This is a genomic window from Streptomyces sp. NPDC012935 (assembly GCF_042900345.1).
In the GTDB taxonomy this organism is placed as follows: Bacteria; Actinomycetota; Actinomycetes; order Streptomycetales; family Streptomycetaceae; genus Streptomyces.
Genome location: NZ_JBIBBC010000007.1, coordinates 315,102 through 332,379, shown reverse-complemented (window position 1 = coordinate 332,379; position 17,278 = coordinate 315,102). Strand labels below are relative to the sequence as shown.

Below are 17,278 nucleotides of genomic sequence, written 5' to 3'. Positions count from 1 at the left end.
ACCGGCCGAGGACAACCCGCAGCCGCCGACCGGCCGAAGCACACGGTCGAGTGGGCGCCGACTAACCCTTGACCGCGCCCGTGAGCATGCCCTTCTTGAAATGCCTCTGGACGAAGGGGGAAAGCACGGCCACCGGCAGCAGAGCCATCACCATGACGGCCATCTGCACGGCCAGCCCCGACAATTGCCCCGTCTTGATGGCCTGCCCGAGACCGACGGGCGCTTCCTGCTTCTGGACCAGCTGGATCATGACGTTCTGCAGCGGCATCATGTCCTGGTCGTTCAGGTACAGCGACGCGTTAAACCACGCGCTCCAGTACCCGACCGCGTAGAACAACGTGATCACCGCGATGACGGCTCGCGACAGCGGCATGACGATCTGCCACAGAATCCGGAAGTCACCGGCGCCGTCGATGCGCGCGCTGTCGACGAGTTCCTGCGAGATCCCCGTGAAGAACCCGCGCAGCACAAGGATGTTGAACACGCTCACGGCGCTCGGCAGGATCAGCGCCAGATAGGAATCCGTCAGCCCGAGGGTCTGCACCAGCAGATACGTCGGGATGAGCCCGGCGCTGAAGAACATCGTCGCCAGCAGCGTCATCAGGATCCACCGGTGCCCGAGCGACCCGCTGCGGGACAGCCCGTAGGCACACAGCACGGACACCGCCATCGAGAACAGCGTGCCGACAAGGGTGACGAGGACGCTGATGACCGCCGCGCGGGTGACCTGTCCGCCGCTCAGCAGTTCCGTGTAGGCGATGAAGGTGATGTCCTTCGGCACCATCACCAGCCCGCCCGCCTCGTCGATCGTCCTGCGCGAGGAGAGGCTGGTGACGACCACGATCCACAGCGGGAAGAGAATCCCGAGGCAGGCCAGCGTCAGGGCCAGGCCCTTGCCCGCGAGGCCGGCCCTGGAGGGCTCCTCCTCCCAGCTGGGCCGAGGCGGCGCCTCCCACCAGCCGGGCTTGCGCACCTGCTTGTCGAGCCGCGCGGGCTCGTCGATCACGGCGCTCACTTCTTGTACACCCCCTGCTCGCCCATGAGATGGGCCACCTTGTTCGCGGCGAGGACCAGTCCGAGGCTGACGACGCCCTTGACGAGACCTGCGGCGGCCGCATAGCTGAAGTCCTGGTTGCGCACGCCGTTCCACCACACGAAGGTGTCGAGGACCTCCGCGGCGCCCGGCCCGACCATGTCCCGTTGCAGCAGGATCTGTTCGAACCCGACCGTCAGCGCGTCACCGACCCGCAGCACCAGCAGCAGGGCGATCACCGGCCGCAGCGCGGGCAGGGTGACGTGCCACATACGGCGCCAGCGCCCGGCGCCGTCCATCGCGGCGGCCTCGTACAGGTCCGGGCTGACCGAGGCGAGCGCGGCGAGGAAGACGATGATCCCCCAGCCGGCGTCCTTCCATACGCTCTGCGCGGTGATCAGCAGCGGGAAGGTGTTCGGGTCGGTCATGAAGTCGAAGCCGTCGTACCCGTGCCGGCGCAGCAGTTGGGAGAAGATCCCGGCGCCGCCGAACAGTTGCTGGAAGACGGCGATGACCAGCACCCACGAGAAGAAGTGCGGCAGATAGAGGATCGCCTGCGAGACCGCCCGTATCCGGGGCCTGACCACGCTGTTGATGAGCAGGGCGAGCAGGATCGGGATGGGGAAGAACAGCACGAGCTGGAGGAAGAAGAGGATCAGCGTGTTCTGGACGGCGTTCCAGAAGGCCGAGTCCTCGAAGATCCGCTGGAAGTTCTCCAGGCCCACGAAGGGGCTGTTCAGGATGGAGACGACGCCGTTGTCGCTGATGTAGGGGTCGTACTCCTGGAACGCGACGACGTTGCCGAGGATCGGTACGTAGTTGAACAGCAGCACCAGCGCGACGGCCGGCAGCGTCATCAGGAGCAGCAGGCGGTCACGTCTGAACCGGACCCTGAAGCTCAGCTTCCCCGAGGGGGTCTTGCCGCCCCGCCCGGCGGGGGCGGTGGCGCCGCCGGACACCGCCGGAGTCCGCTTGCTCGGGGTCTTCCTCTGCGCCTCGGCACTGCTGCGAGGCACCGTGCTGTGGGACACGGCCGTCTCCTTGCCTCGAACCCCGGATCAGTTGGCCGCGCTGCCGTTGTCGTCGAGGATCTTCCGGTACCAGTCGCGCAGCTTGTCGCCGCCCTTGCTCTTCCAGTCGGAGACGGCCTGCTGCACGTCGCTGATCTTCTTGCGGCCGCGCACGACGTCGTCCTCGAGCTGCTCGAAGTCGTTGGAGAGGTTGGTGTAGCGGGTCGGCTCGGTGATCTGCATGCCGTAGAACGGCGTCTTCTTGGTGACGGCGCCCATCCGCTGCTGCCACTCGACGGCGCCCTTGCCGATGTCCGGGAAGTCCGGGCGGGCGATGGTGGGGGCGGGGCCGGCGACCATGACGTAGGCGTTGACGACCTCGATGTTGCCCTTGTCGTTCTTGGTCGGCACGCCGTCCTTGACCGTGTAGTGGGTGCCCTCGACCCCATAGTTGGTGAGCATGTACTCCTTCGTGCCGTACGGCGCCGCGGTCACGTTGGCGACCGCGAGGACATCGCGGATGACGGCCTCGGAGGCGTTCTTGCTGACGAAGGCGAAGATGTTGGCGGGGTTCGTGGCGTAGAGCGTCGGGGCGCCGCCGGCGTGGCCGAAGATGTCCATGCCCCAGATCTCGAAGTCGGGGTTCTGGGCGGCCTGGACGGCCTGCTGCCCCCACCAGCTGGAGATGTCGTTGTTGTAGATCAGGAACTCCCCGGCCGCGAACTTGGTGCTGGGGTCCACGGCCTGGCTCTTGCCGAGCTTGAAGTCGGGGTGGACGACCCCGGCGGCGAACAGCTTGCGGGTCCACTCCAGGGCCTCGAGGTACTCCTCGGTCTCCGCCCGGTAGACCAGCTTGCCGTCGACGAGGTTCCAGCCGAGCGCCTTCTCGCTGCCGGACAGCACCCCGAAGGCGTGGAAGGCGGTCCACTTCATGTCGCCGCACGCCCACCGCTTGGCCTTGGCGTCGGTGATGTCCTTGGCCAGCGCCATGAACTCGTCGCCGGAGGTGGGGACCTCGTACCCCTCCTTGTCGAAGATGTCCTTGCGGTAGAAGGGCACGATGTTGGGGACGTACGACGCCGGCATCGGCAGACCGCGCAGCTTGCCGCCGAAGATGGAGCGCTGCCACGCGTCCGTCGGGATCGCGGCGAGGTTCGGGTACTCCTTGACCGCGTCGCCCGACAGGTAGGGCCCGAGGTCGGCGAACTTGCCGATGATGGCGCTGGGTATCTTCCCGCCCATGTTCCAGCCGGGTATGACGACCACGTCGGGGACGTCGCTGGAGGCGAGCACCGCGCCCAGCTTCTGGTCGTAGGTGTTGCCGTCCTGGTTCTGCCAGCGGACGTCGACGCCGGTCAGGTCGTTCATCGCCGTGTAGTAGGCGTTGTCGCCCTTCGGCGGCGAGCCCCAGAACGGCGACATGACGGTGACCTTGCCGCCCTTGCCCAGCTTCTTCGGCACCGACGTCTTCAGGGTGGCGAGGTCCACCTTGCTGGTGAAGCCGACCGCGGAGCCGTTCTTCGCGGGGATGTCCGGCGTCACCACGTTGCCGGCCACGTACGCCGGCAGGATCTTCTCGGCGTCCTTGCCCGACGTGGTCCCCTCACGCGAACCGCTGTCCGAACCGCCGCAGGAGGCGAGCAGCGGCATCCCACCGGCCACCGCTGCGGTGGCGACCGCCGTGGAGGCGAGGAAGCTTCTCCGGCTGGGTCCAAAGGAGGCTGAGTCGGCGTTCGGCGTCATTGCGTCAACCCTTCATGGCGCACCTGGACACCCGGCGGTGGGCCGTCGGCTGCGGTGTCGTAAGTGGAACTGGCTGAGCTGAAGCGGTCCTCCGACCATTGCGACGAGATCCGAGAGATCCGGGTGAATTCGTCGTCGAAGCGCTTCGATGTTGCTGCGAGGTTAAGTGAACACCCATGGGTGCACAAGGGTCGCTCCCAAGATTCCTCCGAGGTGTCGGAGGGGACCTTTCCTTATGCATTGCTTGAAGTGACGGTGTCGACGTCTTGACACTCGCCCCGAGTCGAATGAGCATCGAAGCGCTTCGAAAGCGTCTCGCCGCTCCACCGCAAGGGGAACTCCACGTGACCGCACAAACGCCGCCTACGCCACCTTTCCGCGATCGGCGACTGCCGTTCACGAAGCGCATCGACGACCTCCTGTCGCGGCTCACCCTCGACGAGAAGATCGGATTCCTGCACCAGTTCACGCCCGCCGTCGAGCGCCTGGGCATCGCCGCGTTCCGCACCGGGCAGGAGGTCCTGCACGGCGTGGCGTGGATGGGCCCGGCCACCGTCTTCCCCCAGGCGGTCGGCCTCGGCGCGACCTGGAACACCGATCTCGTACGCCGGGTCGGCGAGGCCGTTTCGAAGGAGACCCGCGCGATGCGGGCGCGCGACGACCGCGTGGGCCTGAACGTCTGGTCCCCCACGGTCAACCTCCTGCGCAACCCCCTGTGGGGCCGCAACGAGGAGGGCTACTCCGAGGACCCGAAGCTCACGTCGGCCATCGCCACCGCGTACACCCGCGGCCTGCGCGGCGACCACCCGACGTACTGGCGCACCGCGCCCGTCCTCAAGCACTGGCTGGCCCACAACAACGAGACGGGGCGCGATGTCACGTCCTCGTCGGTGCGCCCACGCGTCCTCAACGAGTACGACCTGCGCGCCTTCCGCGAGGCGGTCGAGGCGGGCGCGACAGCCGGGGTGATGCCGGCCTACAACCTGGTCAACGGCCGCCCCAACCATGTCTCGCCGTATCTGCGCGAGCACCTGCGCACCTGGACCGACGAAGACCTCCTGGTCTGCTCGGACGCCGGCGCGCCGTCCAACCTGGTCGACTCCGAGCACTACTTCGACACCCACGAGGAGGCCACGGCGGCAGCGGTCCTCGCCGGCGTCGACAGCTTCACCGACCACGGCACCGACAGCTCGAAGATCACCGCGCGGGTCCGCGGGGCCCTGGACCAGGGCCTGCTGACCGAGGCGGACCTCGACACCGCGATCCGCCGTCAGCTCTCGGTCCGCTTCCGCCTCGGTGAGTTCGACCCGGAGTACGACCCGTACGCGCTCACCGAGGACTTCGACACTCCGGCCCACCGCGCCCTGGCCCAGGAGGCCGCGGAGCAGGCGGTCGTCCTGCTGAAGAACAGCGACGGCCTGCTGCCGCTCGCGCCCGACACCCGGCTCGCGGTGGTCGGCCTGCTCGCCGACGAGTGCAAGCTCGACTGGTACAGCGGCACGCTCATCCACCGCTCCACCCCACTGGAGGGCCTGTACGAACGGTTCGGCGCCGAGCGGGTGGAGTTCGCGGAGGGCGTCGACCGCATCCTGCTCAAGACCTCGGCCGGAACCTTCCTGCGCGTGCCGGACGCCGACGCCGACGACGAGGTGCGCGGCGCCGAGGGCGCCCTCGACCCGGCCCTGCTCGCCGGCCGTACCGATCTGCCCCCGCTGACCTGCGACCCCACCGGCACCGAACTCGCGCTCGCCGACTGGGGCGAGGGCGTACTGACGCTGCGCGCCCCCGACGGCCGCTACCTCTCCGTCGCCGAGGACGGCTACCTCCGTGCCTCCGCCGACCAGCCCGGAGGCTGGGTCGTCCAGGAGACGTTCCGCCTGGAACCCCACGAGAACGGACACCTCCTCCGGCATCTCGGCACGGGTCACCACGTCTCAGTCGCCGCCGACGGCGCGAGGGTTGCCGAAGCGCATCCGGAAGCTTTCGAGCTCGTCGTCGTCGAATCCGGCGAAGACGCGGTGACGCGTGTCGCCTCGCAGGCGGACGTGATCCTGGTGGTCGCGGGCAACGACCCGCACATCAACGGCCGCGAGACCGAGGACCGCACGACACTGGCCCTCCCCGCCCACCAGGAGCGCCTGCTGCGGGCCGCCCGCGAGGCCAACCCGAACACGGTGCTGGCACTGGTGTCGGCCTACCCGTACGCGGTCGACCCTGCCGCGATCTCGGCGGTGCTCTGGACGTCCCACGGCGGCCAGGCGGCCGGCACCGCCTTGGCCCGGGTCCTGGCCGGCGACGTCTCCCCCGCGGGCCGCCTCCCGCAGACCTGGTACGCCGACGACACAGACCTGCCCGGCATCCTCGACTACGACGTGATCGGCGGCCGCCAGACGTACCTGTACTTCGAGGGGACGCCACTGTTCCCGTTCGGGCACGGGCTGTCGTACGCGAGCTTCTCGTACGGCGAACTGCGGACGGCGGTGGACGCAGACGCGATGCGGGTCTCCTTCACGGTCACCAACACCGGCGACATGACGGCCGACGAGGTCGCCCAGCTCTACACACGTGCCGTGGACCCGACGGTGCCCCGCCCGCGCCGCGAGCTGGTGGCGCACAGCCGGGTGCGGCTGGCTCCCGGCGAGCGGCAGGAGCTGAGCTTCGAAGTCCCGCTGTCCGCCGTCGACTTCTGGGACGTTGCGCGGGGCGGATGGCGCCGCGAGGCGGGCCCGTACGAGATCCTGGCAGGCGCGTCCAGTGCGGACATCCGCCTGCGTACGACCGTGATCCTGGACGGCGAGGCACCCGCCCCGCGCCCCGTCCTCCGAGGCGGCCTGAACCCGGCCGACTTCGACGAGCAGAGCGGCATCGCGATCGTCGACCGTACGAAGACGTCGGGCGACGCGGTGACACCGGCGCGGGGCGAGTCGGGCGAACTGGTCTACCGGCACTGCGACTTCGGGGCCGGCGTCACGCAGGTGACGGCCACGGTCTCCGGCGACGGCGTGGTCGAGGTGTCCCTGGACGGGGGCCCGGTGCTCGCCGTACTGACGTCCGGGGCACCGGATGCGAGCCCGTACGACTACACGACGGTGAGCACCGGCATCACCGCCGGCGGCGTCCACGACGTCCACCTCGGACTGCGCGGCCCGCTGCGGCTCGCGCACGTCGGCTTCTCCGGTTGAGGGTCCGGAACAGGCCGACGCAGGAAGGGGCCCGGCACCGGAAGGCATCGGTGCCGGGCCCCTTCGGGAATCCTATATGAAAATGGTTGCCATTAGCCAGCCCTGCGAGTGGCTCAGAGTGCGATACCGGTGAGGACCATCACGCGCTCGTAGGTGTAGTCGTCCATCGCGAACTTCACGCCCTCACGGCCCACGCCGGACTGCTTGGCGCCGCCGTACGGCATCTGGTCGGCGCGGTAGGAGGGCACGTCGCCGATGACGACGCCGCCGACCTCGAGGGCGCGGTGGGCACGGAAGGCGGTCTGCAGGTCGTGGGTGAACACGCCTGCCTGGAGGCCGTACTTGGAGTCGTTGGCGGCGGCGAAGGCGGCGGCCTCCCCGTCGACCTTCTGCACGGTGAGGACGGGCCCGAAGACCTCCTCGCACGCGAGGGTCACGTCGGCCGGTACGTCGGTGAGGACGGTCGGCGCGTAGGAGGCACCGTCGCGCTTGCCGCCGGTGAGGAGGCTGGCCCCGGCGGAGACGGCCTCCTCGACCCACGTCTCGACGCGCTTGGCGGCGTCCTCGCTGACCAGCGGGCCGACGTCGGTGGCGTCGTCGCTCGGGTCACCGGTGACCTGGGCCTCGACGGCGGCGACGATGCGCGGCACGAGCCGGTCGTACACGGACGCGTCCGCGATCACCCGCTGCACGGAGATGCAGGACTGGCCGCCCTGGTAGTTCGAGAACGTGGCGATGCGGGAGGCGGCCCGGTCGAGGTCCTCGTCGGAGGCGAAGTCGGCCAGCACGACCGCGGCGCCGTTGCCGCCCAGCTCCAGGGTGCAGTGCTTGCGCGGCACCGAGTCCATGATCGCGTAGCCGACCTTCTCGGAGCCGGTGAAGGAGATGACCGGCAGGCGCTCGTCCTGGACCAGGGCGGGCATCTTGTCGTTCGGCACCGGCAGGATGCTCCAGGAGCCGGCCGGAAGCTCGGTCTCGGCGAGCAGCTCGCCGATGATCAGCCCGGACAGCGGGGTGGCCGGGGCGGGCTTCAGGATGATCGGCGCGCCGGCGGCGATGGCCGGGGCGATCTTGTGGGCGCACAGGTTGAGCGGGAAGTTGAAGGGCGCGATGCCGAGGACGACACCCTTGGGGAAGCGCCGGGTGAAGGCGAGCCGCCCCTGACCGCCGAGGTCGGTGTCGAGCCGCTGGGCCTCGCCGCCGTTGAACCGCCGGGCCTCCTCGGCCGCGAACCGGAACACGGACACGGCACGGCCGACCTCGCCGCGGGCCCACTTCATGGGCTTGCCGTTCTCGGCGGAGATCAGCCGGGCGATCTCCTCGGTCCGCTCGACGAGCCGCCTGCTGACGTGGTCGAGGGCGGCGGCACGTACGTGGGCCGGGGTCGCGGCGAAGTCCTCGCGGACGGCGTACGCGGCGGCCACGGCCTCCTCGGTCTGCGCGTCCGTCGGCACGCTCACCGTGCCGACGACCCGCCCGTCCCACGGGGAGGTCACATCAAAGCTGTCCTCGCCGCTGACCTGGCGGCCGGCGAGCCAGAAGGCGTGGGTGGAAGTCATATGGATTCCCGGCCCTTCCGCGATAGGGGGTGTCCTGGTGTGTCGTGGTCCACGGTAGGGGCGCGGGGACGGCAGGGCGTTTGTCCGGGGTGTAGTGGTGTGGGGCCGGGGTTCGCCGGATTGGCACAGCAGCGGCACGGCCCATCGCCGACCGGATTCTCCCGGCCCCGCCTTCACCCCTGCCCGGCGGGCCCCGCCCGCTCGGCCGGCCCTGCTCGGTGGCCCCCGCCAGGCCGGACCCGCTCGGCCCCCGGCCCTACCCAGCCGGACCCGCTCAGGCGGTCCTGCCTCCGGCCCTCCACAGTGGGCCCCGCCAGGCCGGACCCGCTCAGCCCCCAGCCCCACTCGGCCAGACCCCGCTCGGCCGGCCCCCACCCGGCCGGACCCCCTCGGCCCGTCCTACTCGGTCGACGTCGCCTTCAACGCCAGCCAGAGCTCCATCCGTACGTCCGCGTCGTCCAGCGAGCGTCCCAGAATCTCCTCCACCCGCCGCATCCGGTACCGCAACGTATGCCGGTGCACCCCGAGGTCCGCGGCCGCCGCGTCCCACTGCCCGTGCCGCGACAGCCAGGCCCGCAGCGAGGCGACCAGATCGCCCCGCCCTGTCGCGTCGTGCTCGTGCAGCGCCCGCAGCAACCCGTCCGCGAACGCCTTCACCGCGTCGTCCGCGAGCAACGGCAGCACCGACCCCGCCGCCATCTGCTCGTGCTCCACACACACCCGCCCGCGCCGCCGAGCCACCGACAGCGCCTGCTCGGCCTGCTTGTACGCGGCCGCCGCGGCGATGGGGCCGGCCGGCGCCGAGAGCCCGACGACCAGCTCGTCCTCGTCGCCGCTCCCCGACTCCGGTACGGCCCCGGTCCGCGCCGCCTCCAACGCCGCCGCGTAGTCGGCACACGCGGTCACCGCCGCACCCCCGTCCGCCGCGAGCACCACCAGCCGCGCCGCGTCCCCCTCCCCCTCGGGCACCACCAGCACCGCTTCCCCGGCCCGGGCCGCCGCCGACTCCACGACCTCGGTGAGGCCACCCAGCGGATCGCCGCCCGCCTCGGAGGCGGCGACCAGCACCGCGGCGGACGCCTTGGTGAGCGCCACCCGGCTCCCGGAGTCCACGACCCGCGCCGCCGACACCGAGGCGGCCTCGGCGACGATCACCCGGAAGGGCGCGTCAAGAAGCCCTCCGTAAAGATCCCCGGCCACCGCCCGCGCATGATCCGGCTCCCCGGCGAGCAGCATGCGCAGCACCGCCGCGCCCACCCGCGCCTCGGCCGCCTGCAGCGAGCGCGACCGCTCGGTGGTCAGGGTCAGCAGCGCGATCGCCGAGTGGACGGCGTACCGCTCCGCCGTGCCCAGTGCCGCCGCGGTGCCCACGGCCAGCGCGGCGCGGGGCCGGCGCCCCGTGCCCAGGGTGTGCAGCTCGACCCGGTCCTCGTTCTCCGGCCCGCCTACGACTGACGACGCCGGCGCCGGCCGCTCCCGCAGCCGCTCCACGTCCGCCGTGAGCCGTGCCGCCCGCCGCCCGGCCCACTCCGGCGCGGTCGCGACGACGGCACCGGACGCGTCGTAGAGCGCCGCCCAGCCGTCGACCTGCGAGGCCAGCGCGGCCAGCAGCCCTTCCGGCCCGGCGTTCAACGCCTGCTTGGTCAGTTCCCGTTGCGCCGCGAACCCCGCCGTCACCGCCCGGTACTGGTCCGCCGCGATCGCCGCCGACACGGCCTTGCTGATGGCGAGGAAGGGCGTGCGGCGCGGCACCTCCAGCAGCGGCATGCCCTCCTGCGCCGCCGCGTCGACGAGTGCCTCGGGGATGTCCTCGTAGTTGACGCCGACCGCGAAACCGAGCCCGACCACGCCCGCGCCGACCAGCCGCCGCACATAGCGCTGCATCGACTCGGGGTTCTCCGCGTCCAGCTTGAGCGCGGTGATCAGCAGCAGTTCCCCGCCCTCCATATAGGGGACCGGGTCGGCGAGCTCACTGGCGTGCACCCAGCGCACGGGCACGTCCAGGCGGTCCTCGCCCGCCCGCACGGTCAGCTTGAGCGCGGAGTGATGGAGGAGCGAGGCGAGCGTGGGGGGCATGAGGCCTTCAAATCGGTGTGAGCTCTGTGACCGCTGGATCTTCGATGATCTCTGTGATCATTTGGCCGCCGTGTATGAACGACCTGTGCCGATTCTGCCTCACCGTACGGTCACCGTGTGGCCTGACGCCCGTACCCCCAGGTCACCCCCGCAGATCCACCAGCAGCGGGGGCGCGTGCTCGCCCTGCACGCTGGTGAGCGACAGCACCGCATGCCCCGGCGGCACCGCGTGCGCCAGCTCGGACGCCGACCAGCGCTCGCGCTCGACCTGGCGGACGGTGACCGCCCGCGCGGTCGGCGCCTTGCCGGTGATCACCCGTCGCAGCGCGTGCACCGCCTTCCCGGCCGGGGTCTCCGCGATGATCTGCCGGTCGGTGACGTCCCGCGCCTCGGTCCACTCCTTGCCCCACACCTCGGCGAAGTCCTGCCCGTCCCACGGCGTGATCCCGGCCAGCGCCATCCGGCACCCGGCGGCGCCGAGCAGCGGCCCGCGCAGCGGCCTCGGCGCGTCGTCCAGGCTGCGCAGCGTGAGCACCGCGCCCGCGTTGCCCGACCGCAGCCGCTGGATACCCCGTACGGCCTCGGGCGTCACGACACCGGTCGCGTCGTCCAGCACGAGGCACGCGAACAGCGACCGGTCCTCCCGTACCGCGATGCTCGCCGTGAACTGCGCCAGCACCAGCCGCGCCAGCATCCGCGAGGCCTCCGCGTGCCCGCGCGCGGGCAGGTCGACGCGGACCCGGACGGGGTGGTCGAGGGCCTTCAGCGAGAACGGCCGCGACTGCCCGGACGTGTCGAAGAACCCGGCGAAGGCGGGGCGGTCGAGCAGCGCCACCCGGTCCGCGAGGACGGCCGCCATATCCCCGGGATGCCCCAACTGCCTTTCCCGGGCGTCGAGTTCACGGATGAGCGACTCCTGCCCGGAGCCCTCCAGCGCCGTGCGCAGCGCGCCGAGCGCGCCGGGGGCGCCGTCCAGCAGCTGCCGCAGCTCGGCCACGGACGGGAAGCGGTGATGGACCGCGCGGAACGGCCCGAGCAGCTGCGCCAGCACGGTGGTGGAGCGGCGGCTGTCGCTGCCCGGGTGCGGGTCGGCGAGATCCCCGACGAGCGCCTCGGCGAGCACGGCCGCGGCCTCGTCGGGGTCGCCGGTGCCGCCGTACAGGTCCAGGTCGTAGACCGAGTCCGGGTTTCCGATCCGTACGACGACGTCGTACGAGTCCTCCGGTCCGAGCCCCGCGCCCGCCGCGCCGACCACGACCACGGCGGCCCGTCCGGCGAGCGCCTGCAGGCACAGCGACTCGGCGAGCGGCCGCACCACGGTCCCCGTCTTGCCGGACCCGGCGGGCCCGACGGCGAGCAGGGAGGTGCCGAGCAGATCGGGCCCGAGGCCCAGTCCCGTCCCGCGATAGGCGTACGGATTGCGGGGATCGTCGGCGGTCGTGCCGAGCCGCACCTGACCGCTGACGAGGTCGTGCCGTGCGACCCGGGCCGGCACGTCGCGCTCACCCGAGGGGTGCAGACAGGCGGCGGCGCCGTCCTTGAGCACGGCGCCGGTGAAGGTGGCGAGGTCGTGCCGTCCACTGCGCACGCCCTGCCAGGCGCGGGCGATGCGGGCGTAGTCGACGTCACGCATCAACCCCGACCGCGCGTCGGCGCCCAGCCGCTCGGCGGCATCCGCGGCACCGGCGGTGCGCAGCGCCGGCCAGGACGCCGGATCCTGCTCGGGGGCGGGCGCACGGTCGGGCGCCGGTGCCGTGCGGCGCCAGGCGGGCGGGCCGTAGCGACGCCAGACCTCGCCCCAGCGGCCGAGGCGGCCGACGGCGAGCATTATGGCGAGGGCGATCAGCGTGTAGTAGCTGTACCAGAGGACGGCGTTGCCGACCCGGTCGTTGTTCTCGCGCCAGGAGTCCGGGGTGAACAGCTCCAGGGGCAGCACCCACCAGCCACCGAGATAGCCGTTCCACAGCAGCGACCAGATCAGCCAGCCGACCAGGAAGGCGATCACCGCCCCGCTCAGCAACTGCCGCCCCGGGATCCGCTCGGGCTCCTCGTCCGGCCGGGGCACATGCCCGAACCGCCAGACGCCGGCCGGCGCCTCCGGTCGCGGCGCCCGCAGCCACGTCAGGAACGCCGAGCCGTCCGGTACCGGCGGCACCGAGGGCATCGGCGGCACGGCGGAGCGTGATCGCGGCACAGGCGTCGCGTGCGTACCCCGCGCGTCCTGCGTCCCGTCGCTGTCCATCGCTCTTGCCCCCTGACCAGCCGCTCCGTCCACCATCAGCGAGCCAATCTAACGCCCTCTGCTGGGGAGTTCACCGCTTACACGGCCGACGGAACGGATCGAGCTGTTCCAGACCCTCGGCGTCGCTATGTCCACGGCGGACAACGCGCGCTCCTGACAACGCCCACATGGAGCATGCCCACCCCCCGCTCCCCGCCCTAGCCTGCGAGAAAAGAACAAGACAAGCGTCCGCAAAACCCCCAGGAGCCCCTCATGAGCGCACTTCCGCAGGAGCGCCGCCTCGTCACCGCCATCCCCGGCCCGAAGTCGCAGGAGCTGCAGGCCCGCCGTACCGCCGCGGTCGCGCAGGGTGTGGGCTCCGTGCTGCCCGTGTTCACCGCGCGTGCGGGCGGCGGCATCATCGAGGACGTCGACGGGAACCGTCTCATCGACTTCGGTTCGGGCATCGCCGTGACGTCCGTCGGCGCGTCCGCCGAAGCGGTCGTACGCAGGGCGAGCGCACAGCTCGCCGACTTCACCCACACCTGTTTCATGGTCACGCCGTACGAGGGCTATGTCGCCGTCGCCGAGGCGCTGGCCGAGCTGACGCCGGGTGACCACGCCAAGAAGTCGGCGCTGTTCAACTCCGGCGCCGAGGCCGTCGAGAACGCCGTCAAGATCGCCCGCGCGTACACCAAGCGCCAGGCCGTCGTCGTCTTCGACCACGGCTACCACGGCCGTACGAACCTCACCATGGCGCTGACCGCGAAGAACATGCCGTACAAGCACGGCTTCGGTCCGTTCGCACCCGAGGTCTACCGCGTGCCGGTCGCCTACGGCTACCGCTGGCCGACCGGTGCGGACAACGCCGGACCCGAGGCCGCCGCGCAGGCCATCGATCAGATCAGCAAGCAGGTCGGCGCGGAGAACGTGGCCGCGATCATCATCGAGCCGGTGCTCGGCGAGGGCGGCTTCATCGAGCCGGCCAAGGGCTTCCTGCCGGCGCTCAGCAAGTTCGCCTCGGACAACGGCATCGTCTTCGTCGCCGACGAGATCCAGTCCGGCTTCTGCCGCACCGGCCAGTGGTTCGCCTGCGAGGACGAGGGCATCGTCCCCGACCTGATCACCACCGCCAAGGGCATCGCCGGCGGCCTCCCGCTCGCCGCCGTGACCGGTCGCGCCGAGATCATGGACGCCGCGCACTCCGGCGGCCTGGGCGGCACCTACGGCGGCAACCCGGTGGCGTGCGCCGGTGCGCTGGGCTCCATCGAGACCATGAAGGAGCTCGACCTCAACGCCAGGGCGAAGAACATCGAGGCGACCATGAAGGCCCGCCTCGCCGCCATGGCCGAGAAGTTCGACATCATCGGCGACATCCGTGGCCGTGGCGCCATGATCGCCATCGAGCTGGTGAAGGACCGCACCACCAAGGAGCCGAACGCGGAGGCGACCGCCGCGCTCGCCAAGGCCTGCCACCAGGAGGGCCTGCTGGTCCTGACCTGTGGCACCTACGGCAACGTGCTGCGCTTCCTGCCCCCGCTGGTGATCGGCGAAGACCTTCTCAACGAGGGCCTCGACATCATCGAGCAGGCCTTCGCCCGCATCTGAGGTCACAGCAAAACCACTGGTGAGCGGCAGGGACCTCGTCCCACGCGACTCGTGCGCCCCAGCCCCGGCGCCTTCCGTGATTCCGGGGCCGGGGCGGCTACCGTCAGAGCGTGTGAAGAAGGTGTGCGAGGTGGATGTCAGGACGCCATTCCGGCTGTCTAACACCATCGCCCTGTCGTAGGTTCTAAGCAGATGAGAGATACACCCCGCCCAGAGGGGACTCTGGGCGAGTTCGGGCCGAGGCCTCCCCAGCTTCGACCTGGTCGTGCCCTCGCGCACACACCCGGAGCTTCCGGCTCCGGATCTCCTCACCGATCGGACAGTCGCCCGCCCCAAACCCCCCGGGGCGCGCGACCATCCGATCCGGACGGCCGCCCCGGAACCACCCCCCCTGTTCCGGGGCGGCCGACCTCCCTCTTCGTCCTTCTCGGACTCCTCGGGCTTCCCGCCCTTCTCTTCGCGCTCATCACCTGGCAGGTGGTGGCCGACGGCCCGCTGGTCGACCTCGACGAGGCGGCCAGCCGGTCGCTGACTCATCCGGACCGCTTCTCCGAACTCCTCGCCGACCTGGGTAATGTGCCGGTCGCGGTGCCCGTGCTGGCCGTGAGTCTGATGTACGTCGCCTGGCGGGCCCGCGGCACTGGTACACACCAATGGTGGCTGCCGGCCGCGTCCGCGGCCCTGCTGATGGCGCTGGTTCCGGCCCTGGTGATCCCCCTCAAGATCCTCACCGACCGCCCCGGCACCTCCCTCGTGCCGCCCGCCACCGGCTACTACCCGTCCGGCCACACGGCCACGGCCGCCATCGCCTACGGTGCCGCGGCCCTGTTGCTGCTGCCGTGGCTCAGTTCCGGGTTCGCCCGCCGCGCAGTCCTCGTCACGTGCGCCGTCCTCAATCTCGCGGTCGGCTTCGGGCTGGTCCGGCGCGGCTACCACTGGCCACTGGACGTAGTGGCCAGTTGGTGCCTGTGCACGGTGCTCCTCACGCTGTTGTGGCTGTTCCTCAGCCGAAGTAGCCGTCGAACGTCCGCTGGAACTCCCAGTTCGAGTAGCGATCCCAGTTGATCGACCACGTCATCAGGCCGCGCAGTGCCGGCCAGGTGCCGTGGGTGGCGTACGAGCCGCAGTTGGTCCTCTTCGTCAGGCAGTCGAGGGTCTTGGTGACCTCGGCCGGAGGGACGTGACCGTTTCCCGCGTTGGTCGAGGCGGGCATGCCGATCGCCACCTGGTCGGGGCGCAGGGGCGGGAAGACGTTGCTCGCGTTGCCGGCGACCGGGAAGCCGGTGAGCAGCATGTCGGTCATGGCGATGTGGAAGTCGGCGCCGCCCATGGAGTGGTACTGGTTGTCCAGGCCCATGATCGGGCCCGAGTTGTAGTCCTGGACGTGCAGCAGCGTCAGGTCGTCCCGCAGGGCGTGGATGACCGGGAGATACGCCCCCGCCCTCGGGTCCTGGCCGCCCCACTGGCCGGTCCCGTAGTACTGGTAGCCGAGCTGGACGAAGAAGGTCTCCGGGGCCATGGTCAGGACGAAGTCGTCGCCGTACTTGGCCTTCAGGGTCTTCAGGGCCGAGATGAGGTTGACGATCACCGGCGTCTTCGGGTTCTTGAAGTCCGTGTCGTCGGCGTTCAGGGAGAGCGAGTGGCCCTCGAAGTCGATGTCCAGGCCGTCGAGTCCGTACTCGTCGATGATCCTCGACACCGACGTCACGAAGGTGTCCCGCGCCGCAGTCGTCGTCAGCTGAACCTGCCCGTTCTGGCCGCCGATCGATATCAGCACCTTCTTGCCCGCCGCCTGTTTGGCCTTGATCGCCGCCTTGAAGTCGGTGTCGCTCTCGACGTTCGGGCACTCCGTGACCGGGCAGCGGTCGAAGCGGATGTCGCCCGAGGTGACCGAGGTCGGTTCGCCGAAGGCCAGGTCGATGACGTCCCAGCTGTCGGGGACGTCGGCCATGCGCGTGTAGCCGGAGCCGTTGGCGAAGCTCGCGTGGAGGTAGCCGACCAGGGCGTGGGCCGGGAGGTCCGTGCCGCCGCCCGGGCGGGCGGGGGTCGTGGCCGTCACCGTGGCCGACTTCGCCGACTCGCCCGCGTCGTTCACCGCGGCGACCTGGAAGCCGTACGCCGTGGAGGGCGAGAGCCCGCCGATCGTGGCCGAAGTGCCGGTCACCGTCTGGACCTTGGCGCCGTCGCGGTAGACGGCGTAGCCGGTCGCACCCGGCACGGCCGACCAGGACAGGGCGACGCTGGACGAGGTGACCGCCCCCGTCTTCAGGCCGGTCGGGGCGGCGGGCGGCTGGCCGGCGTCCACTCCGGGGCCGATGAGAGAGATGTCGTCGGCGTTGTAGGCCCCGGTGCCGTACCAGCCGTGGGTGTAGAGGGTGACGCGGGTGGTGGAGGGGCCCGTCCGGAAAGTCGTCGTGAGCTGCTGCCAGCTGGGAGCGGACTGAGTCCAGGCGGAGACGTCGGCGGTGCCGGTGCCGCTCGCTCCGAGGTAGACGTACGAGCCGCGGACGTATCCGGACAGGGTGTACTGGGAGTCCGGCTTCACGGTGACGGTCTGCGCGCACCGGGCGTTGTCGCTGCCGGCCGGGGTGGCCTGGAGGGCATGACTGCCGCTGCGCACCGGCGAGTCGACGGTGGTACCGGCCGTGCAGGTCCAGCCGTCGAGGCCGGCTTCGAAGCCGCCGTTGCGGGCCAGGTCCGCGTCGGCCGCACGGGCGGCCGACGAGAGCGCGGTGACGCCGGGCAGGGTCAGTGCCGCGGCGGTCAGAAGGGCGAGAGGTCTGAAGCGATCCACAAGTGCCTCCAGGCATGGGGGATTTGGAGGGGTGGAGCGCGCCCAATTTGGT

The 17,278-nt window shown here is 70.9% G+C and carries 10 protein-coding genes; 3 read left to right on the top strand and 7 right to left on the bottom strand.

Annotated features, from left to right (window positions below):
• Window positions 1–61: 61 nt before the first annotated feature.
• Genes ACFY5C_RS19950 through ACFY5C_RS19940 form a run of 3 tightly spaced genes read right to left on the bottom strand, consistent with a single transcriptional unit; the run spans window position 62 to window position 3,786 of the window.
• Window positions 62–1,015, bottom strand: a complete 954-nt coding sequence (locus tag ACFY5C_RS19950; RefSeq protein ID WP_389445950.1) for a carbohydrate ABC transporter permease — start codon at window positions 1,013–1,015, stop codon at window positions 62–64.
• Window positions 1,012–2,064 carry an ABC transporter permease gene (locus tag ACFY5C_RS19945; protein WP_389445947.1) on the bottom strand — a complete coding sequence of 351 codons (1,053 nt, stop codon included), beginning with the start codon at window positions 2,062–2,064 and terminating at the stop codon, window positions 1,012–1,014. Before ACFY5C_RS19945 ends, ACFY5C_RS19950 begins: the two co-directional genes overlap by 4 nt.
• Window positions 2,065–2,091: 27 nt before the next feature.
• The gene (locus ACFY5C_RS19940; RefSeq protein ID WP_389445943.1) at window positions 2,092–3,786 is read right to left on the bottom strand and encodes an extracellular solute-binding protein; all 1,695 of its coding nucleotides are present in this window, start codon (window positions 3,784–3,786) and stop codon (window positions 2,092–2,094) included.
• A 344-nt stretch (window positions 3,787–4,130) separates the two neighbouring features.
• Here ACFY5C_RS19940 and ACFY5C_RS19935 point away from each other — a divergent pair, with 344 nt between their 5' ends.
• Window positions 4,131–6,968, top strand: coding sequence for a glycoside hydrolase family 3 C-terminal domain-containing protein (locus ACFY5C_RS19935; RefSeq protein ID WP_389445940.1), 2,838 nt, complete (start codon window positions 4,131–4,133; stop codon window positions 6,966–6,968).
• Between the two features lie 113 nt (window positions 6,969–7,081).
• On the opposite strand, the gene ACFY5C_RS19930 is transcribed toward ACFY5C_RS19935, so the two are convergent.
• The 3 genes from ACFY5C_RS19930 to ACFY5C_RS19920 form a co-directional block, all read right to left on the bottom strand.
• Window positions 7,082–8,527: an aldehyde dehydrogenase family protein gene (locus tag ACFY5C_RS19930; RefSeq protein WP_389445937.1), complete on the bottom strand. Its 1,446-nt coding sequence runs from the start codon at window positions 8,525–8,527 to the stop codon at window positions 7,082–7,084.
• Window positions 8,528–8,926: 399 nt separating this feature from the next.
• Entirely contained in the window at window positions 8,927–10,603 is a 1,677-nt protein-coding gene (locus ACFY5C_RS19925; protein WP_389445934.1) for a PucR family transcriptional regulator, read from the bottom strand.
• A 142-nt stretch (window positions 10,604–10,745) separates the two neighbouring features.
• Window positions 10,746–12,845, bottom strand: coding sequence for an ATP-binding protein (locus tag ACFY5C_RS19920; RefSeq protein ID WP_389445932.1), 2,100 nt, complete (start codon window positions 12,843–12,845; stop codon window positions 10,746–10,748).
• A 252-nt stretch (window positions 12,846–13,097) separates the two neighbouring features.
• Here ACFY5C_RS19920 and gabT point away from each other — a divergent pair, with 252 nt between their 5' ends.
• On the top strand, window positions 13,098–14,432 hold the full coding sequence (gabT, locus tag ACFY5C_RS19915; protein WP_389445929.1) for a 4-aminobutyrate--2-oxoglutarate transaminase: 1,335 nt from the start codon (window positions 13,098–13,100) through the stop codon (window positions 14,430–14,432).
• Between the two features lie 222 nt (window positions 14,433–14,654).
• Window positions 14,655–15,497 (top strand): phosphatase PAP2 family protein, encoded by an 843-nt coding sequence (locus tag ACFY5C_RS19910; RefSeq protein WP_389446119.1) that lies wholly within the window; start codon window positions 14,655–14,657, stop codon window positions 15,495–15,497.
• Here the strand turns inward: ACFY5C_RS19910 and ACFY5C_RS19905 are convergent.
• Entirely contained in the window at window positions 15,436–17,226 is a 1,791-nt protein-coding gene (locus ACFY5C_RS19905) for a chitinase (RefSeq protein WP_389445927.1), read from the bottom strand. The genes ACFY5C_RS19910 and ACFY5C_RS19905 overlap by 62 nt on opposite strands.
• Between the last annotated feature and the right edge of the window lie 52 nt (window positions 17,227–17,278).

Excerpts from the sequence above, each read along its gene's own strand:
- ACFY5C_RS19930 (WP_389445937.1), bottom strand. The coding sequence starts at position 8,527 with ATGACTTCCACCCACGCCTTCTGGCTCGCCGGCCGCCAGGTCAGCGGC.
- gabT (WP_389445929.1), top strand. The coding sequence starts at position 13,098 with ATGAGCGCACTTCCGCAGGAGCGCCGCCTCGTCACCGCCATCCCCGGC.
- ACFY5C_RS19925 (WP_389445934.1), bottom strand. The coding sequence starts at position 10,603 with ATGCCCCCCACGCTCGCCTCGCTCCTCCATCACTCCGCGCTCAAGCTG.
- ACFY5C_RS19920 (WP_389445932.1), bottom strand. The coding sequence starts at position 12,845 with ATGGACAGCGACGGGACGCAGGACGCGCGGGGTACGCACGCGACGCCT.
- ACFY5C_RS19940 (WP_389445943.1), bottom strand. The coding sequence starts at position 3,786 with ATGACGCCGAACGCCGACTCAGCCTCCTTTGGACCCAGCCGGAGAAGC.